Source organism: Providencia sp. 6390, from assembly GCF_058148425.1.
The window spans coordinates 195,897-221,991 of sequence record NZ_JBYVYL010000006.1 but is presented as its reverse complement, the minus strand read 5'-3'; the positions used below and the strand labels follow the sequence as shown (position 1 = coordinate 221,991).

Annotated in this window: 23 protein-coding genes and 1 other annotated feature; of the genes, 12 read left to right on the top strand and 11 right to left on the bottom strand. The window is 41.6% G+C overall.

The annotated features are described in order from the left end of the window. Window positions 1–93: 93 nt before the first annotated feature. From AC3Z9T_RS14385 to AC3Z9T_RS14375, 3 genes are all read right to left on the bottom strand, one after another. Window positions 94–3,426 (bottom strand): autotransporter outer membrane beta-barrel domain-containing protein, encoded by a 3,333-nt coding sequence (locus AC3Z9T_RS14385; protein WP_490126854.1) that lies wholly within the window; start codon window positions 3,424–3,426, stop codon window positions 94–96. 461 nt (window positions 3,427–3,887) lie between these two features. Further along, a complete protein-coding gene (gene ettA / locus AC3Z9T_RS14380; RefSeq protein ID WP_490126792.1) occupies window positions 3,888–5,555 on the bottom strand; it encodes an energy-dependent translational throttle protein EttA in 1,668 nt (555 codons plus the stop codon). A 305-nt stretch (window positions 5,556–5,860) separates the two neighbouring features. Continuing rightward, window positions 5,861–6,367, bottom strand: coding sequence for a bactofilin family protein (locus AC3Z9T_RS14375; RefSeq protein WP_490126791.1), 507 nt, complete (start codon window positions 6,365–6,367; stop codon window positions 5,861–5,863). Between the two features lie 740 nt (window positions 6,368–7,107). On the opposite strand from AC3Z9T_RS14375, the gene sltY reads away from it, so the two are divergent. Together sltY and trpR are read left to right on the top strand one after the other, a co-directional pair. Continuing rightward, window positions 7,108–9,021 carry a murein transglycosylase gene (gene sltY / locus AC3Z9T_RS14370; protein ID WP_490126790.1) on the top strand — a complete coding sequence of 638 codons (1,914 nt, stop codon included), beginning with the start codon at window positions 7,108–7,110 and terminating at the stop codon, window positions 9,019–9,021. 106 nt (window positions 9,022–9,127) lie between these two features. Further along, window positions 9,128–9,451 (top strand): trp operon repressor, encoded by a 324-nt coding sequence (trpR, locus tag AC3Z9T_RS14365; protein WP_490126789.1) that lies wholly within the window; start codon window positions 9,128–9,130, stop codon window positions 9,449–9,451. Window positions 9,452–9,701: 250 nt separating this feature from the next. Here the strand turns inward: trpR and yjjX are convergent, their stop codons facing one another. After that, window positions 9,702–10,238: an inosine/xanthosine triphosphatase gene (gene yjjX, locus AC3Z9T_RS14360; protein WP_070926921.1), complete on the bottom strand. Its 537-nt coding sequence runs from the start codon at window positions 10,236–10,238 to the stop codon at window positions 9,702–9,704. A 52-nt stretch (window positions 10,239–10,290) separates the two neighbouring features. On the opposite strand from yjjX, the gene gpmB reads away from it, so the two are divergent. Further along, window positions 10,291–10,938, top strand: coding sequence for a 2,3-diphosphoglycerate-dependent phosphoglycerate mutase GpmB (gene gpmB / locus AC3Z9T_RS14355; RefSeq protein WP_490126788.1), 648 nt, complete (start codon window positions 10,291–10,293; stop codon window positions 10,936–10,938). Window positions 10,939–10,974: 36 nt separating this feature from the next. Here gpmB and robA read toward each other — a convergent pair whose 3' ends face one another. Next, window positions 10,975–11,871 carry an MDR efflux pump AcrAB transcriptional activator RobA gene (gene robA, locus AC3Z9T_RS14350; RefSeq protein ID WP_490126787.1) on the bottom strand — a complete coding sequence of 299 codons (897 nt, stop codon included), beginning with the start codon at window positions 11,869–11,871 and terminating at the stop codon, window positions 10,975–10,977. A 312-nt stretch (window positions 11,872–12,183) separates the two neighbouring features. Here robA and creA point away from each other — a divergent pair, with 312 nt between their 5' ends. Continuing rightward, window positions 12,184–12,660 (top strand): protein CreA, encoded by a 477-nt coding sequence (gene creA, locus AC3Z9T_RS14345; RefSeq protein ID WP_490126786.1) that lies wholly within the window; start codon window positions 12,184–12,186, stop codon window positions 12,658–12,660. 82 nt (window positions 12,661–12,742) lie between these two features. On the opposite strand, the gene arcA is transcribed toward creA, so the two are convergent. Beyond that, window positions 12,743–13,459: a two-component system response regulator ArcA gene (gene arcA / locus AC3Z9T_RS14340; RefSeq protein WP_490126785.1), complete on the bottom strand. Its 717-nt coding sequence runs from the start codon at window positions 13,457–13,459 to the stop codon at window positions 12,743–12,745. A gap of 753 nt (window positions 13,460–14,212) precedes the next feature. Between arcA and thrL the strand changes: the two genes are divergently transcribed. The 4 genes from thrL to thrC all read left to right on the top strand — a co-directional run bounded on the left by thrL (window position 14,213) and on the right by thrC (window position 19,053). Then, window positions 14,213–14,281, top strand: a complete 69-nt coding sequence (gene thrL, locus AC3Z9T_RS14335; protein WP_071599685.1) for a thr operon leader peptide — start codon at window positions 14,213–14,215, stop codon at window positions 14,279–14,281. After that, window positions 14,220–14,340: a sequence feature (Thr leader region), on the top strand. It overlaps the preceding gene by 62 nt. Window positions 14,341–14,364: 24 nt before the next feature. Next, window positions 14,365–16,824 carry a bifunctional aspartate kinase/homoserine dehydrogenase I gene (gene thrA, locus AC3Z9T_RS14330; protein ID WP_490126784.1) on the top strand — a complete coding sequence of 820 codons (2,460 nt, stop codon included), beginning with the start codon at window positions 14,365–14,367 and terminating at the stop codon, window positions 16,822–16,824. 3 nt (window positions 16,825–16,827) lie between these two features. Then, window positions 16,828–17,757: a homoserine kinase gene (gene thrB / locus AC3Z9T_RS14325; RefSeq protein ID WP_490126783.1), complete on the top strand. Its 930-nt coding sequence runs from the start codon at window positions 16,828–16,830 to the stop codon at window positions 17,755–17,757. A gap of 3 nt (window positions 17,758–17,760) precedes the next feature. After that, the gene (gene thrC, locus AC3Z9T_RS14320; RefSeq protein WP_490126782.1) at window positions 17,761–19,053 is read left to right on the top strand and encodes a threonine synthase; all 1,293 of its coding nucleotides are present in this window, start codon (window positions 17,761–17,763) and stop codon (window positions 19,051–19,053) included. 410 nt (window positions 19,054–19,463) lie between these two features. On the opposite strand, the gene AC3Z9T_RS14315 is transcribed toward thrC, so the two are convergent. From AC3Z9T_RS14315 to yaaA, 4 genes are all read right to left on the bottom strand, one after another. Beyond that, complete coding sequence (locus AC3Z9T_RS14315; RefSeq protein WP_490126781.1) at window positions 19,464–20,054, bottom strand: hypothetical protein; 591 nt, start codon at window positions 20,052–20,054, stop codon at window positions 19,464–19,466. A 64-nt stretch (window positions 20,055–20,118) separates the two neighbouring features. Then, entirely contained in the window at window positions 20,119–20,340 is a 222-nt protein-coding gene (locus tag AC3Z9T_RS14310; RefSeq protein WP_490126780.1) for a hypothetical protein, read from the bottom strand. A 359-nt stretch (window positions 20,341–20,699) separates the two neighbouring features. After that, complete coding sequence (locus AC3Z9T_RS14305) at window positions 20,700–21,689, bottom strand: aldo/keto reductase (protein ID WP_490126779.1); 990 nt, start codon at window positions 21,687–21,689, stop codon at window positions 20,700–20,702. Window positions 21,690–21,860: 171 nt separating this feature from the next. After that, the gene (gene yaaA, locus AC3Z9T_RS14300; RefSeq protein WP_490126778.1) at window positions 21,861–22,637 is read right to left on the bottom strand and encodes a peroxide stress protein YaaA; all 777 of its coding nucleotides are present in this window, start codon (window positions 22,635–22,637) and stop codon (window positions 21,861–21,863) included. A 285-nt stretch (window positions 22,638–22,922) separates the two neighbouring features. Here yaaA and tal point away from each other — a divergent pair, with 285 nt between their 5' ends. The 4 genes from tal to mog all read left to right on the top strand — a co-directional run bounded on the left by tal (window position 22,923) and on the right by mog (window position 25,361). Beyond that, window positions 22,923–23,876, top strand: coding sequence for a transaldolase (tal, locus tag AC3Z9T_RS14295; RefSeq protein WP_490126853.1), 954 nt, complete (start codon window positions 22,923–22,925; stop codon window positions 23,874–23,876). A 179-nt stretch (window positions 23,877–24,055) separates the two neighbouring features. After that, window positions 24,056–24,286 carry a ParD-like family protein gene (locus AC3Z9T_RS14290; protein ID WP_490126777.1) on the top strand — a complete coding sequence of 77 codons (231 nt, stop codon included), beginning with the start codon at window positions 24,056–24,058 and terminating at the stop codon, window positions 24,284–24,286. After that, complete coding sequence (locus AC3Z9T_RS14285) at window positions 24,261–24,584, top strand: type II toxin-antitoxin system RelE/ParE family toxin (protein WP_490126776.1); 324 nt, start codon at window positions 24,261–24,263, stop codon at window positions 24,582–24,584. Before AC3Z9T_RS14290 ends, AC3Z9T_RS14285 begins: the two co-directional genes overlap by 26 nt. Before the next feature lie 198 nt (window positions 24,585–24,782). After that, window positions 24,783–25,361 carry a molybdopterin adenylyltransferase gene (gene mog, locus AC3Z9T_RS14280; protein WP_490126775.1) on the top strand — a complete coding sequence of 193 codons (579 nt, stop codon included), beginning with the start codon at window positions 24,783–24,785 and terminating at the stop codon, window positions 25,359–25,361. 51 nt (window positions 25,362–25,412) lie between these two features. Here the strand turns inward: mog and satP are convergent, their stop codons facing one another. After that, entirely contained in the window at window positions 25,413–25,979 is a 567-nt protein-coding gene (gene satP, locus AC3Z9T_RS14275) for an acetate uptake transporter (RefSeq protein ID WP_490126774.1), read from the bottom strand. Window positions 25,980–26,095 lie beyond the last annotated feature (116 nt).

Sequence of the window (26,095 nt, the reverse complement as noted above, 5' to 3'; positions counted from 1 at the left end):
TGTTTTAAGGTTAAATCCTTCGGAATTCCCCGGCAAAGCCGGGGTGTGGTGGATTTAATTACGGCCAGATGTATTATTTATCATTCCCAAATACTAGAAACGCCAATTAGCTGACAGATTACCGGCGATCGAGCTATAGCCAGAACGAAACAATTCGCTTTGAACCCCGATGCTTAATTCGACATCAGTATTTATTTTATAGTTCATTCCAGCCTTAGCCCCCAGAGTGTCACGGGTAGTCACCAGACTCCTAGAATTAAACCCTACGCTGCGATAGTTGGCGAAAGAAGCTTGTTGCACTACATTACCATCCAGTAGCTCATGATCCCAAGTAAGCTGCAATTCAGCTGCAAGCGACGCCCCTGAAGCGAGCGGCAAACTCCAGTTACCATTTACCCCGATACTTGATTTTAAAGTATCGAAGGTCCCCGAACTTAGCATTAGATTGCTACCGTCATTGCCACTTTCTTTAATACTAGGGCGATATAATTTGGTGTAATTTAATGAGGTTACAGGTCCTGCGCTCATATTATCATTCAGCGCCCAATGATAGCCCCCGCCGGCCGTTATAGAGCCTGACAATCCTGTCCAACTGGTACGGTGGCTTGCTTTGTAAGTTTCTACATTAATGTTTCGATCCAGCCAGCTGTCTTCAATGCCAAATCGGCCATTGCCGAATAAATACATCCCTTCGGATCTTTCAACGCTGTAACGAGCTTGAATACCCAAATCGAAAGCTGTGGTTTTCCCATTCGCAGTGTCTGGTGATTTCACTGTCACTGATTGGCCACTGACAGCGCCATGAAAGCCATAAATCCAGTTGCGATCCTGCTCGCTTTGTTTTTCGGCGCCGAACACCATGCCATAACTGCTGGCGTTATACCCGACACTGCCACCTTGGCGTTGTTGCCAGAAGCCGCCGCCAAAGGGGATAGCAAAGCTGCGCCATTTGCTTTCCGTCAATTGTTTCGGCGTAATTGTGGGACTAGATCCGCCGATGATCCGTGTTATCTGTTGCTCACGGTGAAGGGAGCTCGCGAACATGGCGCTGTAAGCTTCCGCAGAAAGTTGCTGTAAGGCATTACTGACACTTTTGCCATCAGTAGCTGAGAAATCCAGAGTACGGTACAATGGTTGGATATCTGAATTGGCTTCCGCGACAATTTTATCCAGAGCCTGACCCACTTGTCGCGCATTATCGTCCTGAGCGTATTGGCTGTAAGCGTTGGAGGTGCGCAACATCGAGAGCTGCCAGCTATTCTCTCCCTGAAGCGTTGTTTGCAGTACCAGCGTGGGGGAACGGAGCAGGCTGTTCACTGCACTGAATTTGCCGCTGTTCGAACCTGTTTTTAGAAACTCTTGCGGATCCAGCTGCCAGTGTGTCGCATACCAGTCTGGCAACGGCGCAAACGTCAGTTGACCATTGAATTGTGCGTGCCCATCAACTTGCAGAGTATCATGCCCACCGCGCCCGTCGACTTCCAGTAGCAGTTGTCCGGTATCCCCCTGTTGATAATCACCTAATATATTGATTTGCCCAAGTGAATTGCCCGGCGCAAGGATACCATTGTTTACAAAGTGTCCTTCCTTGTTCAGGGTATAGCTGCCGTTACCTGATAGTATGGCGCCCGGCGAGATAGTTGAGTTGTAAATCTGGAAGTTGCCATTAAGTGAGGTTTTCCCTCCGAGTGTGTTCAGTGCCAGATTATTGATACCTTTAATGTTTCCATGGTAAGTAAAACTGAAATCAGGATCAGTGTCATCTGTCGCCTGCCCATGAATATTGGCCTTCCGACCGAAGGCAAACTGCGTCAACCTCTGCTGGCCGTTGCCATCCTTCTGGTTGTAGTTCGAGTAAATATGACCTTCCAGCTGGGCGCCATTTAAGATATTTATATTACCGACCAGCGCATTGTCCGAAATATAAATTGCTGCGTCCTTGCCTGAAATTCGCCCGCTAATGTCGGCATTATCTACTAGAGCCCCTTGCAATTCGGGTAATAATTTGTCTTCATACATATGACGCCAGTCTGTGGTATAGAGCCAGGATCCACGATACTCTTCTTTGTTATGTGAGCCACTATTGCCAAAATCAAAGCTGAGCGCGATACCATTGGTTCCCAGCGCTTGAACGTTGCCTCGTTGAATAAGGTTATGTTGTTTACCGTAGGCAAACATTACCCCACGACCATTCAAGCCATCGGCGTAGACCCGTGTTCTTGGTTCGATACTCAGGGTGTTATTTTGCCCATCAATACGGATGCCGGCACCGCCAGCCCCTTGCGTCAACAGATCTGCTTGCTGAAAGATACGGTTATTATCGCCATACACATGCAGGCCAACCCCTAACGTTGCGGTGTTATATTGCCCCGTTAGATAGCCATCCCCTTGAGGGTTTCGCAGAAAATAACCATTGCGGTTAACGAGGGTTTGTCCATTGCCATATAGCGAAAAACCGAAAAAGTTACGTCGGTCTATCTGATATCCCATGTCCTGCAGCAACGCAAGTTCGGCTTCCATGAAAGTGGTGTAATTGGAGTAGTATTGGTGGCTCATCATGCTGTTCTTCAGTTCGCTATGGCTCATGTAGTCAATATCGACCGAACCGTTTTTATTCAATATTTTCACCGGCACGCCGAGCATGGCGCCAGCAAGCACCTCATCTACGTGTTTGCCGGTGAAATAGCCTTTATCGAGCCATATATTAAAGCCTTGCGGATCCCATGGGCTATTGCATCCATCACACAGTATTATTTGCCCTGGTCGGGCAGGGTTGCCATTATCGTCACGCAGATGGCTGGCCCAAGAACCAAAATATTCAGCGTTGAAAGTGGGTGTGTAGGAGCCTAGTACTTGCTGTTCTATAACCTCATTGTTTATTCCCAGACCATGAGCTAGCTCATGAACAGCGATACTGAACAGATCATTTTTTTCTGTGCGCGGTAGCTGCGAAGGTACATAGGGAATGTCGTCATAACCCATTTTGCCTATGACCATCAGGGTATGGGAGCCGGAGGTTAGCTCTCCAGTATCAATGCCGTTTAAAGCCCCCTGCAATTGCGTTAGACTGACAGTATCGCTGCTTATTGGATTGGGGTATCCCAGTGCATTATCATCGTCATTCGTACCGACATTGATAATGGCGGGCAATTGCCCCGTTTTAGGTGTGATAACCTCAGCCCAGTAGCGCATGGCACCAAGTATTGTTTCTTTTTGTTGCTGATCCAGATCCCAGGTTGACTCTATATCTTCATCTTCCAGCCCATTTAGCTTAAAGGGGGCATCGCCAGCATTAAAGAAATTCACTTGAAATACAGCAATATTTTGAGGGTTATAGATCAGATGGCTTTCTACTGCATACGAATTATTATTGGTTAATAAACTAGTCAATACAGCAGCTATAAAAGACTTCTTCATATCAAACATCCTTGTGTAAAAAACAACTTTCTTTATTCGTTCATATAAGCTCACACCTATAATCAATAAATAAAATATTATATTTATCGATATGACTTGATAATATATAAAATAAATGACCTTACTCTATAATAGCTTGGTCTTCCTGTAGTTTATAAATGGACAAGTGGGATATATTGAGCTGATAGTTAATACTTTTTCACAACCAATACAATGCATAAAGAATTATCTTTAAGTTGGATTTATGGTGGTGTATGTCTACTATAGTAAATTAATAAAAAAATCAAAAATAAATTAATTAGTAATTTGATGAATTAACAGGTGTGTAAATATAATCTATTTATGTTATTTGATAATTTATAATATTTCAGACGGTCATACTCAAAATGTAATGAATGTACCCAATAAATTTTTAATTTTTATTTAAGTAGGGCATTTTATCACCCTACTTAAATTTTATTACCTGAGTACTACTTAGTCATACGCTTATATTTGATACGATGCGGTTGCAATGCATCAGCACCAAAGGTACGTTTTTTGTAGTCTTCATATTCACTAAAGTTACCTTCGAAGAAGGTGATATTGCCTTCGTCTTGGTAGTCGATGATATGAGTCGCAATACGGTCAAGGAACCAACGGTCATGCGAGATAACCATTGCACAGCCAGGGAACTCTAGCAGGGCGTTTTCCAATGCACGTAAGGTTTCAACGTCAAGGTCGTTGGTTGGTTCATCGAGCAGTAATACGTTGCCGCCAACTTGCAATAGTTTTGCTAAGTGCAAGCGACCACGCTCACCACCAGACAATTCACCAACGCGTTTGCCTTGATCGACGCCTTTGAAATTAAAGCGACCAACGTAAGCACGGCTTGGGATCTCAAAGTTACCAATACGCATGATATCTTGACCGTTAGAGATCTCTTCCCAAACGGTTTTGCTATCGTCCATTGCATCACGGAACTGATCAACGGAAGCAATTTTCACGGTATCACCAAGGGTGATCGAGCCTGAATCAGGTTGTTCTTGACCTGAAATCATCCGGAACAGTGTTGATTTACCTGCACCGTTTGGACCGATGATCCCAACGATTGCCCCTTTAGGAATGGAGAAGCTAAGGTTATCGATAAGAACGCGATCACCATAGGATTTGCTTAAGTTCTCAACTTCGATCACTTTATCCCCTAAGCGTGGTCCTGGTGGGATAAACAGTTCGCTGGTTTCATTACGTTTTTGGTATTCGACGCTGTTAAGCTCTTCAAAGCGAGCTAAACGTGCCTTACCTTTGGACTGACGACCTTTTGGATTTTGACGGATCCACTCAAGTTCTTTCTCAATAGACTTACGACGAGCCGCTTCAGTTGAAGCTTCTTGTGCTAGACGTTGATCTTTTTGTTCAAGCCAAGACGAATAGTTACCTTCCCATGGAATACCTTCACCACGGTCAAGCTCAAGGATCCAACCTGCCACATTATCAAGGAAGTAGCGGTCATGGGTGATCGCAACAACCGTGCCCTCATAGTCGTGCAGGAAGCGTTCTAACCATGCAACAGACTCAGCATCCAAGTGGTTAGTTGGTTCATCGAGCAGCAACATATCCGGTTTTTCTAGCAGTAGACGGCAAATTGCCACACGGCGGCGTTCACCACCGGATAGGTTTTCAATTTTTGCATCCCATGCAGGCAGACGTAAGGCATCAGCGGCACGCTCTAGCTGATTATCCAAGTTATGACCATCTTGTGCTGAAATAATAGCTTCTAGCTCACCTTGCTCTTTGGCTAATTTATCGAAATCAGCATCAGCTTCTGCATAAGCAGCATAAACTTCATCTAAACGGGTTAAAGCGTTCTTGACTTCAGAAACGGCTTCTTCCACGGCTTCGCGCACAGTGTGCTCAAGATTTAGTTTAGGTTCTTGTGGGAGATAGCCGATTTTAATGCCTGGTTGAGGACGGGCTTCCCCTTCAATTTCAGTGTCGATACCTGCCATTATACGCAGTAGCGTTGACTTACCGGCACCATTTAGACCTAAAACACCTATCTTAGCGCCAGGAAAGAAGCTCAGAGAGATATTTTTCAAAATATGACGTTTCGGTGGAACAATTTTCCCCACTCGATACATAGAATAGACGAATTGAGCCAATTTATTTTACCTATTGTTTTATAAATGAAAGTTCAATGTTCGAAGGTGCTTTAAGCACACAAATAATTTTTATGCTGTACATTATACCTTAGCGTATGTTTGTTGCCGCAAACATTTATGCGATTCACTCTAATTGTTCCTCATTTTATGTCAACAGTTGTGTATTTTTAAGATAACGGCGTTAGGGAGGGGGGATAGGATTTATACTTAACCATATACTTTGAATAAGTTATGGTCAGCTAGAATTGTTAATTTTATAGCAGCAATGACTGCTATAAAATTAATTTTACCATTAAATTAAATGATTATTGAACAGGTACAGCAGGGGCTTCTAGTTTTACGATATCAGATTTATTTTTCACATCATTTATTTGTATTTTCTTATCGGTTCTTTCTGACGTGCCCGTAAAAATACCCCCTTTTCTAATGGTAAGGTTTTTAGTTTGGCAGATCCCATCTAGCTGACCACTTTCTAAGATATCTAAATCTTCAGAAACACATAGCCCTTTCATTTTTCCATTAATTGAGATGGTTTGGGCATAAATTTCACCTTCAACAACCCCTTCTTTTTGAATAGTTACAACGCCATTATTGCTGCGAATACTGCCTTTTACATGGCCAAATATTTGGATGTCATCGTCCAAAACTAAGTCACCTGAAATATGGCAGCTACTTGAAATAGAAGTGTTTTTTCTCGGGGTCGCCACTTGTGTTAGTTGCTCTTCTTTTGCATCAATAAGCTCTTTACTACCACCAGATAAGTTTGGTTTTGTTGGTTCAATTGAATTATCTTTATTTTTTTTCGCAAACATCTGTTTATTCCTTGTAGAGAGTAAATAAAAAATAATGAAGAATATGATCAAGAAAGGCAGAGACACAATCGACGTGCGGGTATCAGTTAATACGTATATTAAAAGATAAGCCCACCCGCACCCTAAAATAGAAAAAAAGAAATTTTTGAAATCCATATCCTATCTCATTTTATTTTAAAGAATTTATACGCTAAATAATTCAAGGTGCAGCTAGGTGTATACATAAGTATGTGACTGGCGTAAGTCAGCGTAGTCACCATACCTTAACAAAAAGCGCTACAACTTGAAGTATAACGAGTATAGGGTTATTCCAAATGAGTCAGTTTAAGTTTACTAATTATAATATTTAACCGTAAAGATGACGGTTTGTCCATTTTTTAGCGATATCGTTACTCTTATTTTGAGTTATATTGATGGTTATATTTAATCAAAGCCTTTATTTAAATTGATTTGTTATATAATGCATTGTTTTTAATGGTGTTTGTATCTCGTTGTTTTAGTGGTATCTGATGGTTTTATTTGGCTTTTTGCCATACTTATTCGACATACAATATCTCTTTTAGAGTGATATGTATGATTAAGCTACTTTTTAGCATCTTTTAACGTTTGAACGTTATTGATAACTATTGAATTTAAATTCAAGAACTCTCTGGTTGTTTTTAAAACAAAAATCCAGCTTAATGATATTCATCAAGTGTATAATCTGAGTATGTATACAGTAGGAATTAGGGACGTACTAAATGAAAAAATTGTTGGTAGCAGCGCCAATTGCCATGATGTTGGTATCTACAGCAGTATGGGCAGACTCTCTACAGGATCAAAGAGACCGTTATCAAGCGATTAAACAAGCTTGGGATGCTAAGCAAATGGATGAAGTTGAGCGTTTACTGCCAACGTTGCAAGACTATCCTCTCTACCCTTATTTAGAATATCGGGAGCTCACTCAGGATCTCGATATTATTTCACCAAGCCAAGTGCAAAAATTCATTGATGCACACCCGACATTACCTGTTGCTCAAGCATTAAAGACGCGTTTTATCAATGAACTCGCGCGTCGCCAGGAGTGGAAGTCATTACTGGCTTTTAGCCCTGAAGAGCCAAAACCAGCAGAAGCTAAGTGCAACTATTACTACGCAAATTGGGCGACAGGCAACAAAAACTTGGCGTGGCAAGGTGCTGAAAAATCGTGGTTAAATGGTCGCTCCATGCCAGAAGCTTGCGATAAATTGTTTAACGAATGGGAAAAAGCAGGCTATCTAACACCTGAAATGACCCTTGAGCGGATCCACTTGGCGATTGATGCAGGTAATACTTCAATGGCGGCTTACCTCGCGAAACGTTTGCCACCGAGCTACCGTACGATTGGTGATGCATTAGTTAAGCTACAGAATGATCCTGCTTCGGTAACTAACTTCGCGAAAACAATGACGCCAACTGACTTTTCACGTCAAGCAACCATTGCTGCATTTAGCCGCTATGCTCGCCAATCACCTGATGAGGCACGCGCAGCATTGCGGGGTATTAGCAGTGCGCAAAAAATGAATATAGCCGAAACGCAAAAAATGAAAGATAGCATCGCGTGGCAATATATGGGGGATGTCACTCCAGAACAAGCGAATTGGCGAGATGAAACGATTGGTGAAACTGACTCAACCACGCTCAAAGAGCGTCGTGTTCGCTTAGCGCTTGGCTTAGGGGATAAAGCAGGGGTAGCAAATTGGCTAAAACAGTTGCCAGCGGATGCGAAAAACAAAGAAGAGTGGCAATACTGGCAAGGGATCACTTTGATCGATGAAGGGAAAAAAGCTGAAGGTGAGGCGATGTTGCGTAAACTCATCAATGGTCGTGGTTTTTACCCAATGGTCGCTGCACAGAAATTAAATACTGAATATCCGTTATATATTAAAACGGCTGAAAAACCAGAAGGTAATCTTGATAGTTTACCTGAAATTCAACGCATTCGTGAGTTGATGTATTGGCAAATGGATAATCTTGCACGAACCGAATGGGTTAGCTTAGTAGCATCATTGCCTGTGAATCAGCAAGAACAATTAGCGCGTTATGCGTTTAATCATAATTGGGCTGATTTGAGTGTGCAGGCAACTATTACGGCGAAATTGTGGAATCATTTAGAAGAGCGTTTTCCTTTGGCATGGGAAAAAGAGTTTGAGCGTTTCACTAGAGATAAATCCATTTCAAAAAGTTATGCGATGGCGATCGCAAGGCAAGAAAGTGCTTTTAACCCTCAGGCACAATCGCCTGTTGGCGCAACTGGCCTTATGCAATTGATGCCAGCAACTGCCAAACATACAGTACAAAAACAAGGTATTAGTGATTATGTCAACACGAGTCAATTGACGAACCCAGTAAAAAATATTGAGATTGGCACCGCTTATTTAGATGATGTTTACCAACAATTTTCTAATAACCGTATTTTATCAAGTGCAGCGTATAATGCGGGCCCTTCAAGGGTGACGCGTTGGTTAGGTAATAGTGGTGGTCGTATTGATGCTGTCGCTTTTGTTGAAAGCATTCCTTTCTCAGAGACCCGTGGGTATGTGAAAAATGTGCTGTCCTACGATGTTTTTTATCGTTATTTCATGGGACAAAACGGACCTGTGCTAACGGATAATGAGTGGTTGATGAAGTATTAATGTTTAACTCGATGATCTATTCATAGAATTATTTGAATGATACACAGGTGATTTGCTGTAGAGTATGCTATTATTTTGTACTAGTTAAATAGTATGGTTGGATAACATGACAGCAAATCACCTAAATGACCCAGCACTCACCACTAATGAGAACGATGACTGGCAACGCTTCGTTAAGTTACTTCAGCTTGCATTTGAGCAAGATTTACAACATCCGATCTTACAACTGTTACTGACACCAGACGAGCGCACCGCGCTGGCGACACGGGTACGTATTGTCCAAGAATTGATGCGGGGTGAAATGAGCCAAAGGGAATTGAAAAATGAGCTGGGGGTAGGGATAGCGACCATCACCCGTGGCTCCAATAGTTTAAAATCGGCACCGCAAGAGGTTAAAGCTTGGTTAGAGGAACAATTACTTAAAGAGTAAATTGTGCCATTGATAAAACATTGAGGGGCAAAGGCTGCCCCTTTTGTTATTTTTTCGTTATACTCTGCGTGCTTCATGTTGCAGTATTTAATTTATAGTACTGCTCATGGACTTTGTTGCAAAATCATACAAGCATTACAGGCGGCGGGACTCGTCGTCTCTGCCCATGGAGGCCAGCGTAAATCCGTGATACAAACGGTAGCGGCCTTAGAAGTGGGAAGCTTCGTCGTTTACGGCGAGGAGCAGTCACTTAATCTTCTATCTGGTTTAGCTCTTTATAAATTTCATGCTTAATGGGAACCAGTGCCAGTATCAGAGCCTGTTGGTAAACGCTTGTGCGTGTTAGTACCCCGTTAGTGAAAAAGCCAATAGCGCCACCTTGTTGCTTGATGTTATCGATACCGGTTAAATCCGCCATCTCATCGCCAAGTTCACGTCCTTCACGGATACCTGCAAGAACTTTTTCAGGGATCATGATACTTGCTGAACGTGATTCGCCACGGATTTGTTTATGTTCAATCACAATCCATGCAAAAGTCATGTCTTCATCAATACCCGCTTCAATACCGACCCAAAAATCGGCTTCTGGGCGCACTTGTCTTGATGCCATGACGCGTTGTCTTGCGCCTGTACGGGTTTCATTATTACCGATTGGTTGCTGTGGAACGCTGCTATCAACGTTAATATCTTCTATTTGATAACTGCCTGGCCCAAAAACAGCATCGAAAGCAAGATGAATTGCTTTAATTTTGGCAGGATTAGTCGTTGCAGCTATAACTTGGTACATTAATTATTTTCCTTTGAACACATACTTTACAAAGTAATAACGGAACACATCTATGTTACAGGTTTATCTTGTTCGCCACGGCGAAACCGAATGGAACGTGGCTCGTCGTATACAAGGGCAATCTGACAGCCCACTCACCGCTACCGGTCGTTTGCAAGCTAGGCAGGTTGCCGAAAGAATAAAGTTAGAAGGCATTACCCATATTATCACTAGTGATATGGGACGCACACGTGAAACTGCACAAATCATCGCTGATGTTTGCGGATGTGAAATTATCACAGAACCGCGTCTTCGTGAACTAAATATGGGGGTTCTTGAACAGCGTAAAATCGAAACCCTAACAGAACAGGAAGAACAATGGCGTAAAAGTCTTATCGATGGCACTCAAGGTGGGCGGATCCCCAATGGTGAGTCGATGGAGGAACTTTACCTGCGTATGTTTGCAGCATTAAATAGTTGCTTAGATCTTCCTGAAGGAAGTCGACCATTGCTGGTGAGCCATGGAATTGCCTTAAGTACATTATTAAGCCGTATTTTAGGGGTTCCTGCCTACTCAGAACGCCGTTTGCGTTTACGTAATTGCTCGATCTCACGTGTTGACTATCAAAACAGTCCTTGGCTAGCAAATGGCTGGATAGTTGAAAGCGCAGGCGAGGTGACTCATCTTACTCAACCGGCTTTGGATGAGCAGCAAGCATAGCTTGATGTGGAGTTTCGGGTATGAAACTCCACATCATTATCTTCTGATAGGGACATAATAATCAAAAGCAGCAATATGCGATTTTGGGTCATCATTCTTATAATTGATATCGCGCACTGAGATATCTTTAAGTTTATAATGCTCAATATCGTAACCTGGCCTGCGAGTTAGGTTAAGCTTAGGCAGGTACACACCATATATCTGGTAAAGAAACTCTTGCATTGCGCTACGCGTCGCTTCACCACTAAAACTAAATTTTACATACTCCCCCGCGGGAATAGTCAAATGACTATATTCGGCGTTGCTAAAACTGGCATCTTCAGGCTTAACGGCGGTCGTATAGAATACGGTTTGTTCATCTTCTTTTTCGGCGTTATGGATAGCGTGATGTAGGCCAAATACTTCAGAAGCGATGCCTGTTGTATGATCTAGATAATAGTGCCAGAAGGTTTGACGCATTTGTGAACAGGCACTTGACCACTCTTCGAGCGCATAGGAACAGCTTTGTTCCAAACCAATCAATGGTTGTTCCTGCATTTGCACAAACTCATGATCTAAATGACGATGATCATCTAAAATAATAGGCGGGCAAATACCTGTCGCACACCATTCTTCAGTACGGCGGTAATAAGCAGGTGTTAAGCTAAATTGTTTCTTAAATGCGCGGGTGAACGTTTGTTGTGAATCAAAACGGTACTGCAGTGCGATATCAAGAATTGGTCGACTGGTAAGGCGTAAAGCAACAGCTGCACGAGAAAGCCGGCGAGCGCGAATATAAGCGCCTATCGCTTGGTCAGTCACGTCTTTGAACATCCTTTGTAAATGCCACTTGGAGTAACCCGCTTTTGCTGCAACATTATCGAGTGATAGGGGTTTATCTAAGTTATCATCGATCCAGCGCAGGAGGTCACGAATAATATTGGTTTGATCCATGCATATCCCCAGTCGAGAAGACTTTAAAAACAAATAAATACTCTAAATAATTCGAGTTGCAGGTAGACGACAAGCGAAGATAGACGAGGAGCATAGATAAACTATGTGACTCGGCTAGCTGAGCGTAGTCTCCATATCTTAACGAAAAGCCCTGCAACTTGAAGTATGACGAGTATAGGCCGTTCAACGAACGGCTATTCTATATCAAGTTGCCTTTTTCGTTTATAGTAAAAGAGTTATATTTGGCATTTAGTTATAAACATATTGTTATAGCTGGAGAAAAAGTATCTTCTGGTTGAAAAGGAAACCTGTATGCGTTTTTGCAAGTTAAAAAAAATATTGCTGGCATCACTATTATCTGCACTACCTTTTGCGACATTTGCAGAAGAGATCGGCTCAGTTGATACCGTGTTTAAAGTCTTTGGCCCGGATCATAAAATCGTTGTTGAAGCATTCGATGACCCTGACGTAGATAATGTCACTTGCTACTTAAGCCGTTCAAAAACAGGGGGAATAAAAGGTGGCTTAGGTCTTGCTGAAGATACATCTGATGCCGCCATCTCTTGCCAGCAAGTTGGTCCTATCGAACTAAATGACCGCATAAAACGTTCACCTAAAAAACCACATGTTGTGTTCCAAAAACGGACGTCACTGGTGTTTAAAAAGCTGCAAGTGGTGCGTTTTTATGATCCAAAACGTAATGCGTTAGTTTATTTAACCTACTCAGATAAAATGATTGATGGCTCTCCGAAGAATGCTATCAGCGCTGTACCTATCATGCCATGGTAATCATGTAGGCAAAATGATACAGGGTGCAGTAAAACAAAAACCGGCCATATGGCCGGTTTTTTTAATTTCGCTGCTAGGCAAGTTATTCGTCTAAATCACCACAGAAACGGTAGCCTTCACCATGAATGGTAGCAATGATTTCTGGTGTATCTGGCGTTGATTCGAAATGCTTACGGATACGGCGGATCGTGACATCCACTGTTCTATCATGTGGTTTCAGCTCACGGCCTGTCATTTTTTTCAATAAGTCTGCTCGAGTTTGAATTTTCCCCGGGTTCTCACAGAAATGTAGCATTGCACGGAACTCACTACGTGGTAATTTGTAGTGTTCGCCAGCAGGGCTAACCAATGAGCGGCTATTAATATCCAGTTCCCAGCCATTAAACTTATAGCTTTCTACTAAACGGCGCTCTTCTGTGCTACCAGCTAAATTCATGGTACGAGAAAGCAAGTTACGTGCGCGGATCGTCAACTCACGTGGGTTAAATGGCTTAGTAATATAGTCATCAGCACCAATTTCGAGGCCAAGGATCTTATCGACTTCGTTATCACGACCAGTTAGGAACATTAAAGCGATACTTTCTTGTTCGCGTAATTCACGAGCCAATAACAGGCCGTTTTTACCTGGTAAGTTAATATCCATGATCACTAGATTGATGTCATGTTCAGAAAGAACATTGTGCATCTCTTCGCCATCTGTGGCTTCGTGAACAACATAGCCTTCCGCTTCAAAGATACTTTTTAGCGTATTGCGTGTGACAATCTCATCTTCAACAATTAAAATGTGTGGGGTCTGCATATTTGCTACCTAAAGTTTTAAAATAAAATTAGTGAACTCATAAGCCGCTTCCAAAAATTAGGTGGTTTTGGTTTTATATTGATTGGAAAAACGCGTCTATGAGTTATAAATAAGTTGTTGAGTCAACGTTACTATATATTATTGCCTCTGTTATTATCGGATTCAAAAATGAATCAAAATTTAGGCACTTTCCCAACGCTGGGCTGTTAACAGCAATATAACAGCTAATACTGCATTTACCACCTAAAAAAATAACTTTTGTTGATACATATCAAAATCAATTGTAGCACGTTAACAAAATTTGTTAGTAAGAAAACGTGACAAATTATACTCATGTTTAACTCTCAGATAATATCCTACTATTTATACTCATCATCCTTCGGGTACAGCCTTCATTGGTTGCTTCGTGACCTATTTAATGGTTACTTAACAACATTGCGAATGATTTAAAATAGATCAATTAAGTTGTTACCTAATTTTCTAATCTGTACTAAAAATGTACATGTTGTAGGCAATATCTACTAAAAAAAATCACAAATATTTTATATTGCCATTTGTTGGTTTTTTGGTTTTAAAGTTCAATAGCTATTGAGTTATTCTGCTTTATACTCAATTTTCGTTGAAAATATAGAATTATTTTTGAAATGCCACTGCTAGCAGATAACGCTTTTTTTGCAAATAAATTTGACATTTTTGGGCAATTGCTTTAACCGTATAGGGAGAACGTAACAGATCAAGAGACAGACAGAATTTATGCGTAACATCAGCCTGACAACGATTATTATTACCACCACCGTAACCACAGGAAACGGGGCGGGCTGACGCATCCAAAAAATAAAAACGAAAAAGCCCGCATCCAAAAAGATGTGGGCTTTTTTTTGGTGTTAAATCAGGAGAGAAATACCATGCGTGTGCTTAAATTTGGCGGTACTTCGGTTGCAAATGACGAACGGGTACTGAATGTTGCTGACATCGCTGAAAGTAAATTGGCTGATGGGCAAGTGGCTTTGGTGTTATCAGCACCAGCAAAAATCACAAACCATCTAGTCGCAATGATTGATAAAACGGTTGCAGGTCAGGATGTCATCACGCATGTGAATGATGCAGAAATGATTTTTGCTAACTTGCTAAAAGGATTGAAAGAAAAACAGCCGGGTTTTGAATACGATAAATTGAAAAAACTCACTGAACAAGAATTCGCACAAATCAAACAAGTACTGCATGGTATTACTCTTCTAGGACAATGTCCTGATAGCATCAACGCTTCAATCATTTGCCGTGGTGAAAAACTCTCTATTGCAATCATGGAATCGGTGCTAAAAGCACGCGGGCACAAGGTTACCGTGATTAACCCAGTTGAAAATTTACTTGCTGTTGGTCATTACCTTGAATCGACGGTTGATATCAATGAATCAACTAAGCGTATCGCTGATTTAAATATTCCTAACGATCATTTCGTTTTAATGGCGGGCTTCACTGCAGGAAATGATAAAGGTGAATTAGTGGTATTAGGCCGTAATGGTTCCGATTATTCAGCAGCAGTACTGGCGGCTTGTTTACGTGCGGATTGTTGTGAGATTTGGACTGATGTTGATGGCGTTTATACTTGCGACCCTCGTTTAGTGCCAGATGCGCGCTTGTTAAAAGGAATGTCCTACCAAGAAGCGATGGAACTATCCTACTTCGGGGCAAAAGTATTGCACCCACGTACTATCGCACCGATTGCCCAGTTTCAAATTCCTTGCCTCATCAAAAATACCACTAACCCAAACGCACCAGGAACTTTGATTGGTGATGGCCAAACGGATGAAAGCACACCTGTCAAAGGGATCACTAACCTTAATAATATGGCGATGATCAACGTATCTGGCCCTGGTATGAAGGGAATGGTCGGTATGGCGGCACGGATTTTCTCTGTTATGTCACGTAAAGGGATCTCTGTGGTCTTGATTACCCAATCATCCTCTGAATACAGCATCAGTTTCTGCGTGCCTCAAAACGAGTTAAGTCGTGCACGTAACGCATTGGAAGAAGAATTTTATTTAGAACTGAAAGATGGTGTATTGGATCCTCTGGATGTGATGGAACAATTAGCCATCATTTCTGTGGTTGGTGATGGTATGCGTACTCTGAAAGGAATTTCGGCACGTTTCTTCTCTGCATTAACCCGCGGTAATATTAATATTGTTGCGATTGCACAAGGCTCTTCTGAGCGCTCAATTTCAGCCGTTATCGCTAATGGGTCCGCAACAACAGCAGTGCGCTTATGTCACCAAATGCTGTTTAATGCAGAGCAAGTGATCGAAGCCTTTATTATTGGTGTTGGTGGTGTTGGTAATGCGCTGATTGAACAAATTCGCCGTCAACAACAATGGTTGAAGCAAAAACACATTGACCTGCGCGTTTGTGGTATCGCGAATTCAAGAGCCATGTTAACGAATATGCAAGGTATCTCGCTGGATAATTGGAAAGAAGAGCTTGCTGAAGCAACTGAGCCATTCAGCCTAAGTCGTTTGATACGTTTGGAGCGTGAATATCACTTCCTCAATCCAGTTATCATTGATTGTACATCTAATCAAGAAATTGCCGAGCAGTATGTTAATTTCTTAAAAGATGGCTTTAACGTGGTAACGCCAAACAAAAAAGCGAATACTTTATCAATGGATTATTATCGTCAGTTGCGTTCAGCTAGTGAAGCTTCAAAACGTAAATTCCTTTACGATACTAACGTTGGTGCAGGTTTGCCAGTTATCGAGAACTTGCAAAACCTACTGAATGCAGGTGATGAACTGGTTCACTTTAGCGGTATTCTTTCTGGCTCACTCTCTTTCATCTTTGGTAAGCTAGATGAAGGCATGTCACTGTCTGAAGCGACCACATTAGCAAAAGAAAAAGGTTTCACTGAACCTGATCCGCGAGATGATTTATCCGGTATGGATGTGGCTCGTAAACTCTTGATCCTTGCTCGTGAAGCTGGCTACCAATTAGAGTTAAGCGACATTGAAATCGAAGCGGTGTTGCCAACTGAATTTGATAGCACAGGTGATGTGGCGACATTTATGTCTCGCCTATCACAGCTTGATCAACAATTTGCCGATCGTATAAAAGCCGCAGAAGCAGAAGAAAAAGTGTTACGCTATGTTGGATTAATTGAAGAAGGGCGCTGCCAAGTGAAAATTGTTGCTGTTGATGGCAATGATCCACTCTTCAAAGTGAAAAATGGCGAAAACGCACTGGCTTTCTATACACGCTATTACCAACCAATTCCTTTAGTCCTCAGAGGGTATGGTGCAGGTAATGATGTTACCGCTGCCGGCGTATTTGCAGACATGTTACGTACCCTATCATGGAAATTGGGAGTCTGATAAGTGATTAAAGTTTATGCGCCCGCTTCAATTGGTAATGTTAGTGTCGGGTTTGATGTACTAGGTGCGGCAGTATCGCCCGCAGATGGCAGTCTACTAGGAGATTGCGTTACTGTTGAAGCAGCAGAACGCTTTTCTTTGACTAATAAAGGTCGCTTTGTCTCAAAACTGCCGAAGAAAAATGAACACAACATTGTTTACCAATGTTGGGAGCTATTTTGTGATCGGTTAGGTAAACCTTTAAATGTTGCAATGACCCTCGAAAAAAATATGCCAATTGGTTCAGGTTTAGGGTCAAGTGCTTGCTCGGTAGTTGCTGCCTTGATGGCTTTGAATGAATTTGCAGGTCGGCCTTTTGATGAGACGACCCTATTAAGCATGATGGGGGAACTTGAAGGCCGCATTTCAGGTAGTGTGCATTATGATAACGTAGCACCTTGTTACTTAGGTGGTTTACAGCTAATTATAGAGCAAAATGGTATTATTTCTCAGCCCGTTCCTGCATTTGATAACTGGTATTGGGTGATGGCTTACCCAGGAATTAAAGTTTCCACAGCGGAAGCTCGCGCTATTTTACCTAATAGCTACCCGCGCCATGATATTGTTAACCATGGCCGTTATTTATCAGGTTTTATCCATGCCTGCCATACTGGTCAGCCAAAACTGGCAGCGACCATGATCCAAGACGTGGTTGCGGAGCCTTATCGCACACAACTGTTGCCAGGGTTTGCGGAGGCACGCAAAAATGCTTATGAAATTGGTGCGCTTGCATGTGGCATCTCTGGATCAGGGCCAACACTGTTTGCGATTTGTGATGATCAACAAATTGCACAGAAAATGGCTGATTACTTACAACAACATTATATTCAGAACGATGAAGGCTTTGTGCATATTTGCCGTTTGGATCTCACCGGTGCAAGGACAATAGGGTAAACAATGAAACTGTATAATTTGAAAGATAACAGCGAGCAAGTGAGCTTCGCACAGGCAGTCAAGCAAGGGCTTGGCAGACAACAAGGCTTGTTTTTCCCTCAAGACCTGCCTGAATTCAGTGCTGCTGAAATTGATGAATTATTGAAGCTAGATTTTGTGACTCGTAGTAGCCGCATATTGACAGCATTCATTGGCGATGAGATCCCAGAAGCTGAACTTGCTGCACGAGTAAAAGAGGCATTTGCTTTTCCTGCACCTGTCACACAAGTTGAGCAAGATGTTGCAACACTTGAGCTTTACCATGGCCCAACATTGGCTTTTAAAGACTTTGGTGGTCGCTTTATGGCTCAAGCGCTAGGGCAGGTTGCTGGTAATCAGCCTGTGACTATTTTAACTGCAACATCGGGTGATACAGGGGCCGCGGTTGCTCACGCGTTTTACCGTTTGAACAATGTTCAAGTGGTGATCCTATACCCAGAAGGTAAAATTAGCCCACTGCAAGAGAAGTTATTCTGCACCTTGGGTGAAAATATTCACACGGTTGCAATCAAAGATGATTTTGATGCTTGCCAAGCGTTAGTTAAACAATCTTTTGATGATGAAGAACTGAAAAAAGCATTACATCTAAACTCAGCGAATTCAATTAACATCAGCCGTTTATTGGCTCAGATTTGTTACTATTTTGAAGCGGTTGCTCAGCTTCCAGCAGATAAGCGCCAGCAATTAGTTATTTCTGTTCCAAGTGGTAACTTTGGCGACTTAACCGCTGGGTTGCTAGCTAAATCAATGGGGCTGCCAATCAAACGCTTTATTGCTGCAACTAACGTGAATGACACTGTGCCTCGTTATCTTGAGCAAGGTGAATGGAAACCTCATCAAACGGTTGCAACACTATCAAATGCGATGGATGTCAGCCAACCCAATAACTGGCCTCGTATTGAAGAATTATTCCGCCGTAAAGGATGGTCGCTTAAAGATCTAGGTCATGGTGTGGTAACAGATGAAGTGACAAAAGAAACCGTACGTGAGCTAGATAGAAAAGGTTATATTTCTGAGCCTCATGCTGCGGTTGCCTACCGTATTTTACGTGATCAATTGCAAGATGGTGAATATGGCTTGTTCTTAGGAACAGCGCACCCTGCCAAGTTTAAAGAAAGCGTAGAGGAAATTTTAAATAAACAGTTACCTTTACCACAAGCCTTAGCTGAGCGTGCAGATTTACCGCTGTTATCATATTTCTTACCTTCCAATTTTACGCAATTAAGAGCGTTTTTAATGGAGAGAGCACCTAAGTAAGTATTTTAATATAGGAAAACGGAAGCGAGATGCTTCCGTTTTAGATTGTTGACAAACAGGCTTGTTTGACAATAGCTGCCAAGGTTATTTGTAATAAGCTTGGAAAATCATTGATTGATTTTTGAATGCTAATACAAAGCGGGAAAAACCACGTTTGTGTCCCGTTTTGTCAGCAACCTTAAACGACAGAATACGACTTCCCCTATTATATATCGTAATAAATAAAGTCATTGTGTTAAACATAGTTATACTCGAGTTGCAGCGTTGTTGAACTGCGTTCACTCGCGCAAGTCACATAGTTATCTATGCTCCTAGCGACTCACCTGTTTTTTTGCCTAGCTGGGCTTCGAATTATTTAAAAAAGTAGAAAACGATATCATCATGACAGAGTAAAACCCTCTACTCACCAGTTAATTCACTAATTTCCCTGAATTCGCACCATCTGAACCGTTTCTTCCTCCATTAGGCCCACCAAGGCCACCTCGACCACCTTCACCCCCTCTAGCGCCAGCATCGCCGCCATTGCCACCATTACCGCTTCCCGAGCCATTTCCACCGTTCCCTCCGTGCCCTCCATGTCCACCATTGCCACCGTTCCCTCCGTTTCCATTTCCAGTTCCATTTCCACCATTACCGCCGTTCCCTCGCCCATCGCCGCTGCCTCCATTGCCTCCGTTTCCTCCATTTACACCGCCACTTCCTCCATTCCCTCCATTTCCATTACTACCTGATTGTGCGTTACCGCCATCTCCTCCATGACCATTTCCAGAACCTGTTCCACCGTTCCCGCCGTTAGCTCCGTTACCCCCATAACCTCCACTACCGCTGCCACCGTTTACACCGTTTCCATTATTGTGAAGATGGAACACATTATTGGTACTTGAGATAGCATGTTGAAGCATTGGAGTTATTGATTGATAGGTATTACTCGTTGAATAGCTTTGTATTGGTAAGGGGAATAAAAATAGAACACCTATTGTTGTTAGCAATTTCTGTCGCATAATTATCTCCAACCCCCTTCTTTTATCGAAGGGGGATTAACTAAATAGTTAAGTTACCAATAAATTAGTAACCATTCCCACCATTCCCACCATTCCCTCCATTGCCTCCATTGCCTCCATTGCCTCCATTGCCGCCATGCCCGCCGTGCCCGCCATCGCCACCATGACCTAGATATTTAACGGTTGCAGATGTTGGTTCTACTAATATATCCGTAAATGGTGTGACAGAAGCAAAAGCGATAGCTGGAATATACAGTGCAGCAATAAAGATAGATTTTATTTTCATATAAATTTCTCTTGGTTAATTGATTAAATAAACTGCATTGTTAGTTTAGGTCCGCTGAGTAATTAATCAACGAAATTAAATCGTTAATTTTATATGTCGTTATAACAAATTTTATTTTAATTTATTTTTTATATTAAAATCAGATAATTGAATTTTATTTCATTATTATTACTTAAATTTATTTAATATTTTATTTGATTTGTAATTTAATTACTAGGAATAATTAGGAAGTATAATTTAAGTGGGGTGACTGTTTTTTAGCGAAGTAATAGTGAAAAAACCTGTCACCTATTATGAACGTATAAGAGACAGGTTATTAAATGTATTCACTAAAGAAGCTAGTTTTCTTAAGATAAATATTAATCTTCGAGTATTAACTCAATCGCTTTTAACTCTTCTTGTGTGAATTGATAATTATCTATAATACCTAAAGCATCATCAATTTGGCTGACTCGGCTAGCACCAATGAGCACTGATGTGATCCTATCATGACGCAATATCCAAGCGAGTGACATTTGACTAAGCTTTTGCCCTCGATTGAGAGCCAGTTCATTAAGCCTTTTTACTTTATTGATGACTGTTGATGTCAGCCTCTCTGGAGGAAGTGATGGATTACCAGCTGCTCGGGAATCGGCTGGGATACCATTTAAGTAACGATCTGTCAGTATACCGCCGGCTAAAGGGGAATAGGCTATTGAGCCAACACCTTCATCTTCCAAAACATCAAATAGGCCCTCTTCTGGATCCCGAACTAGCATAGAGTAACGTGGCTGGTGGATAAGGCAGGGAGTACCAAATTGGTTAAGAATATCTATCGCCTCTTTAGCAAGCTCGGCGGGATAGTTTGAAATACCTACGTATAACGCTTTGCCTTGGCGGACAAGAAGATCAAGCGCTCCCATCGTTTCTTCGAGTGGTGTTTCAGGATCGGGGCGGTGATGATAAAAAATATCGACGTAATCTAAGCCCATTCTTTTTAAGCTTTGATTGAGGCTGGCAACGAGATATTTTTTGCTACCCCAGTCACCATAAGGGCCATCCCACATGGTGAAACCTGCTTTAGATGAAATGATCATTTCATCTCTATAGGGTAAAAAATCTTGCTGGAGAATACGGCCAAATAGGCTTTCCGCGGCACCAGGTGGTGGTCCATAGTTATTCGCGAGATCGAAATGAGTAATACCATGATCAAAAGCATGTCTTAACATAGCTCGACAGTTATCTTGCGGTTTATTGTCACCAAAATTGTGCCAAAGACCTAAAGAGATAAGAGGGAGCCTTAATCCGCTGCGACCACAGAGACGATATTCCATGTCTGTATAACGATGAGTATTGGCAATATAAGGCATACTTCACCTCCGAATTATTGGCAGAAAGACCTTGAGTATATTGTCACAATCATAGTGTGTACTGTGAGGAATCAATGCTAATTGATGGCCTAATGGGTTATTTTTAGCAAATTTGTGATATGGGATAAGAAATAGCAGGGTGATAGTGCGTTAGCCCATCACCCATAATGATTAATGCTGCTCAGAACGAGTGAAAACGAGTTCATTACCCTGAGATTGGCTCTCATCAAACTGATATCCTTCAAGATTAAAATCTGCTAATTGCTCAGTTTTGGTGAGTTTATTTTGAATAATAAACCGGCTCATTAAGCCACGTGCTTTTTTAGCGTAAAAGCTAATCACTTTATATTTACCATTTTTCTCATCGAGGAAAATAGGTTTTACCATAACAGCATCTAGCTTCTTAATATTGACGGATTTGAAGTATTCATCCGAAGCAAGGTTAACCAAAATTTGATCACCTTGAGCAGCAATAGCTTGGTTTAGATGGTTAGTAATGATATCGCCCCAAAACTCATATAAATCTTTACCACGAGGGTTTTTCAAACGCGTTCCCATTTCAAGGCGGTAGGGCTGCATTAAATCGAGAGGACGTAATAGTCCATATAAACCAGATAAAATGCGTAAATGCTGCTGAGCAAATGCAAAATCTTGTTTACTAAAGGTCTCTGCTTGCATACCAGTGTACACGTCGCCTTTAAAAGCAAGGATAGCTTGGCGTGCATTTTCAGGGGTAAAATCAGCATGCCATTCACCGAAACGTGCTGCATTCAGGCCAGCGAGTTTATCGCTAATTTTCATTAGACTAGAAATATCTGCAGGAGAAAGCTTACGGCAAACATCGATAAGCTGTTCTGATTCACTCAGCAGTTCTGGCTGAGTAAATGTTTTTATGGCGAGTGGGCTTTCATAATCTAATGTTTTAGCAGGTGAAATAGTGATAAGCATGACATGATCCCTATAATAAAATGACGAACACCACTGTACCAAAAAATGTGAGTAAATGGCTAATTGATGAGATAAGTAAAAACAATTTTTCTATTTTGTCGCACTGTGATTATGCTTAAAAGAAGCTAAAAGGATTCAGTTTTTATTTAATGTGCGAAAACGATTGCATATCAATTAGTTGTTGCCTAATGGTTTTAGTCGCTTGCAGCAACTTGGATGCGTGATATTATCATTAATACGGTGCGGCGCTTGCCACAATTCCTTTATAACAACGAGATTAAAGAAATGACCGATAAATTAACTTCCTTACGTAGTCTAACCACCGTTGTTGCTGACACGGGTGATATTGAAGCGATGAAGCTTTATAAACCACAAGATGCGACAACTAACCCATCGTTGATCCTGAATGCAGCACAAATTCCTGAATATCGTAAACTGATTGATGAAGCTGTTGAGTGGGCTCGTAAGCAAAGCAGTAATCGTGAACAACAGGTTATTGATGCTTGTGACAAACTGGCAGTAAACATCGGTCTGGAAATTCTTAAATTAGTTCCAGGGCGTATTTCAACTGAGGTTGATGCTCGTTTATCTTATGACGAAGAAGCGTGTATTGCTAAAGCACGTCGTTTGATCAAACTATACAACGAAGCGGGGATCAGCAATGACCGCATTCTGATTAAACTTGCATCAACTTGGCAGGGTATTCGTGCAGCAGAGAAGCTGGAAAAAGAAGGCATCAACTGTAACCTGACTCTGTTGTTCTCTTTTGCTCAAGCACGTGCTTGCGCGGAAGCTGGCGTATTCCTGATTTCACCATTTGTTGGCCGTATTCTTGATTGGTATAAAACCAATACAGATAAAAAAGAGTATGCACCACAAGAAGATCCTGGTGTGGTTTCAGTGACTGAAATCTATAACTACTACAAATCACATGGTTACAAAACTGTGGTTATGGGGGCTAGCTTCCGTAATGTGGGTGAAATTCTTGAGTTGGCAGGTTGCGACCGTCTAACTATCTCCCCAGCATTGTTGAAAGAGCTGTCTGAAGCACAAGGCGAAGTTGTTCGTAAACTCACTGATGCAGGTAAGACAAAAGAACCTGAAGCTAAATTAACTGAATCTCAGTTCTACTGGCAGCACAATCAGGATCCTATGGCTGTTGATAAACTGGCTGAGGGCATCCGTAAGTTTGCAATTGACCAAGAAAAACTGGAAAAAATGATCGCAGAATTACTGTAATTTCGGTCATTGTTTTACCAAGAGCCCAGTGCAGATAATGCACTGGGCTTTTTGTTTTCATGGTAATCAGAAAATAAAAAATATCATATGCAATATGTTGCGTTTTGCGATCAAATGTCGCATTCTGTGTTTGATGTTTTTCATTCCTTATTGATAGGATTAACTAGAAGGTAACACTCATGGCTATTTCAGTTAGGTTAGATGAGGACTTTGTGTCCGATGCTAAGATCCACGCTGAAGCGACAAGCAGAAGTGTTCCGAAGCAAATCGAACACTGGGCAAAAATCGGCCGTATTGCTGAAGATAACCCTGATCTGCCTTATAGCTTCATAAAAGAATTATTGTTGTCACAGGCGGAGGTCGAAAACAAAAAGGTTTCTCGATATGTCCGTAAAACAAAACCAGATTGATGTATACCAATCAAATAGGTTTGCAAAAGCGCTAAATAAACTGCCTGAATGTGATTTAAAACGTGTAGAAGATGAAATTGATAAGGTCATAGATAATCCTTTGTTAGGTGAACAGAAAAAAGGTGATCTTTCTTATCTAAGAGTTCATAAATTTAAGCTTAATGGGCAACTGGTGTTACTAGGTTATTCATGGATTGCAGGGGCGTTATCGTTATATCTGTTAAGTATTGGGCCACATGAGAATTTTTATAGTGCTCAGAAGAAGCAGACTAAAAATGATTTAAAATTAATTAAGTGATCTTATACTCTAAATAATTCGAGGTGCAGCTAGGCGACAAGTGAATGTAGTCAACAACGCTGCAACTTGAAGTATGACGAGTATAAATGAATAATTTTTTCATCTAGTTTACCGCGATAGCAATATGCAGCACTGAAAGCTGATATCTTCCGTGATATCATATTAAGCAGTTTCTGTTGTTTACTTGTTGAGGTTGGTATGGATGAATTGCGCATTGGCTTGGTTTCGGTCTCTGATCGTGCTTCAAGTGGGATTTATGAAGACAAAGGGCTCCCATCTTTAGAAGCTTGGTTGGCAAAAACGCTAACCACTCCTTTTAGAATTGAAACTCGCCTGATCCCTGATGAGCAAATCATGATTGAGCAAACCCTTTGTGAGCTGGTGGATGAATTCGCTTGCCATTTAGTGTTAACAACGGGTGGAACAGGGCCGGCACGCCGTGACGTAACTCCTGATGCAACGCTTGCTATTGCTGATCGTGAAATGCCTGGGTTTGGTGAGCAAATGCGTCAAATCAGCCTGAATTTTGTGCCTACAGCTATTCTTTCTCGCCAAGTTGGTGCGATCCGTAATCAAGCATTGATTTTGAACTTACCGGGGCAGCCAAAGGCAATTGCTGAGACCCTTGAAGGGCTAAAAGATGCAGAGGGGAATGTGATTGTTTCAGGAATTTTTGCCAGTGTGCCTTACTGCATTCAATTACTGGATGGCCCTTATGTAGAGAGCGATCCTGCAATCGTTAAAGCTTTTAGACCAAAATCGGCTATTCGTTCTTAGCCGTCTGCTATGTCAGGTGAGGTTAACTCACCTGACTAACATTAATCAAAGTTAACCACGTTGTCCAATTGGTAGAATGGTTTTGCCATATTGCTCATTCAACACTTCAGCCATTGCCAAATAGAATGCGCTAGCACCGCAAATAATACCTTCAAAACCTGCAATGGTTAAAAGGGTTGTATTGCCAGTTAAATTACCGATAGCTAACAGGGCGAATAGAATCGTTAAGCTACCAAATATAAATTGCAAGACGAAGTTGGCTTTAAATGTTCCAAGGAACATGAAAAATGTAAAAATTCCCCAAATCAGCAAATAGATCCCTAAAAAGGCGGGGTCAGTCGCTTCTGCCAAACCCATTGTTGGTAAAAATAATAAGCCAACTAATGTTAGCCAAAACATACCGTATGAACTAAATGCTGTAGCGCCAAACGTATTTCCTTTCTTATATTCAATAAGTCCGGCAATCACCTGAGCAATACCACCATAAAAAATCCCCATGCTCAAAATGACTGATGAGAGAGGGAAAAAACCTGCGTTATGGATATTGAGCAGAATTGTTGTCATACCAAAGCCCAATAAACCAAGTGGGCCTGGATTTGCAATAGAGCTGGATTGCATATAACCTCTGGTGAAAATTATTAAAAATCAAAAAGATACAAAAATACTCCGCCAGTTGAATTCAGCTGGCGGCGAATCATACGCAGTTTTTGTTGATGAAACAATGATCGAAAGAC

Coding starts and splice junctions, on each gene's coding strand:
- AC3Z9T_RS14385 (WP_490126854.1), bottom strand. CDS start 3,426: ATGTTTGATATGAAGAAGTCTTTTATAGCTGCTGTATTGACTAGTTTA.
- AC3Z9T_RS14375 (WP_490126791.1), bottom strand. CDS start 6,367: ATGTTTGCGAAAAAAAATAAAGATAATTCAATTGAACCAACAAAACCA.
- sltY (WP_490126790.1), top strand. CDS start 7,108: ATGAAAAAATTGTTGGTAGCAGCGCCAATTGCCATGATGTTGGTATCT.
- trpR (WP_490126789.1), top strand. CDS start 9,128: ATGACAGCAAATCACCTAAATGACCCAGCACTCACCACTAATGAGAAC.
- yjjX (WP_070926921.1), bottom strand. CDS start 10,238: ATGTACCAAGTTATAGCTGCAACGACTAATCCTGCCAAAATTAAAGCA.
- gpmB (WP_490126788.1), top strand. CDS start 10,291: ATGTTACAGGTTTATCTTGTTCGCCACGGCGAAACCGAATGGAACGTG.
- robA (WP_490126787.1), bottom strand. CDS start 11,871: ATGGATCAAACCAATATTATTCGTGACCTCCTGCGCTGGATCGATGAT.
- creA (WP_490126786.1), top strand. CDS start 12,184: ATGCGTTTTTGCAAGTTAAAAAAAATATTGCTGGCATCACTATTATCT.
- arcA (WP_490126785.1), bottom strand. CDS start 13,459: ATGCAGACCCCACACATTTTAATTGTTGAAGATGAGATTGTCACACGC.
- thrA (WP_490126784.1), top strand. CDS start 14,365: ATGCGTGTGCTTAAATTTGGCGGTACTTCGGTTGCAAATGACGAACGG.
- thrC (WP_490126782.1), top strand. CDS start 17,761: ATGAAACTGTATAATTTGAAAGATAACAGCGAGCAAGTGAGCTTCGCA.
- AC3Z9T_RS14315 (WP_490126781.1), bottom strand. CDS start 20,054: ATGCGACAGAAATTGCTAACAACAATAGGTGTTCTATTTTTATTCCCC.
- AC3Z9T_RS14310 (WP_490126780.1), bottom strand. CDS start 20,340: ATGAAAATAAAATCTATCTTTATTGCTGCACTGTATATTCCAGCTATC.
- AC3Z9T_RS14305 (WP_490126779.1), bottom strand. CDS start 21,689: ATGCCTTATATTGCCAATACTCATCGTTATACAGACATGGAATATCGT.
- yaaA (WP_490126778.1), bottom strand. CDS start 22,637: ATGCTTATCACTATTTCACCTGCTAAAACATTAGATTATGAAAGCCCA.
- tal (WP_490126853.1), top strand. CDS start 22,923: ATGACCGATAAATTAACTTCCTTACGTAGTCTAACCACCGTTGTTGCT.
- AC3Z9T_RS14290 (WP_490126777.1), top strand. CDS start 24,056: ATGGCTATTTCAGTTAGGTTAGATGAGGACTTTGTGTCCGATGCTAAG.
- AC3Z9T_RS14285 (WP_490126776.1), top strand. CDS start 24,261: ATGTCCGTAAAACAAAACCAGATTGATGTATACCAATCAAATAGGTTT.
- mog (WP_490126775.1), top strand. CDS start 24,783: ATGGATGAATTGCGCATTGGCTTGGTTTCGGTCTCTGATCGTGCTTCA.
- satP (WP_490126774.1), bottom strand. CDS start 25,979: ATGCAATCCAGCTCTATTGCAAATCCAGGCCCACTTGGTTTATTGGGC.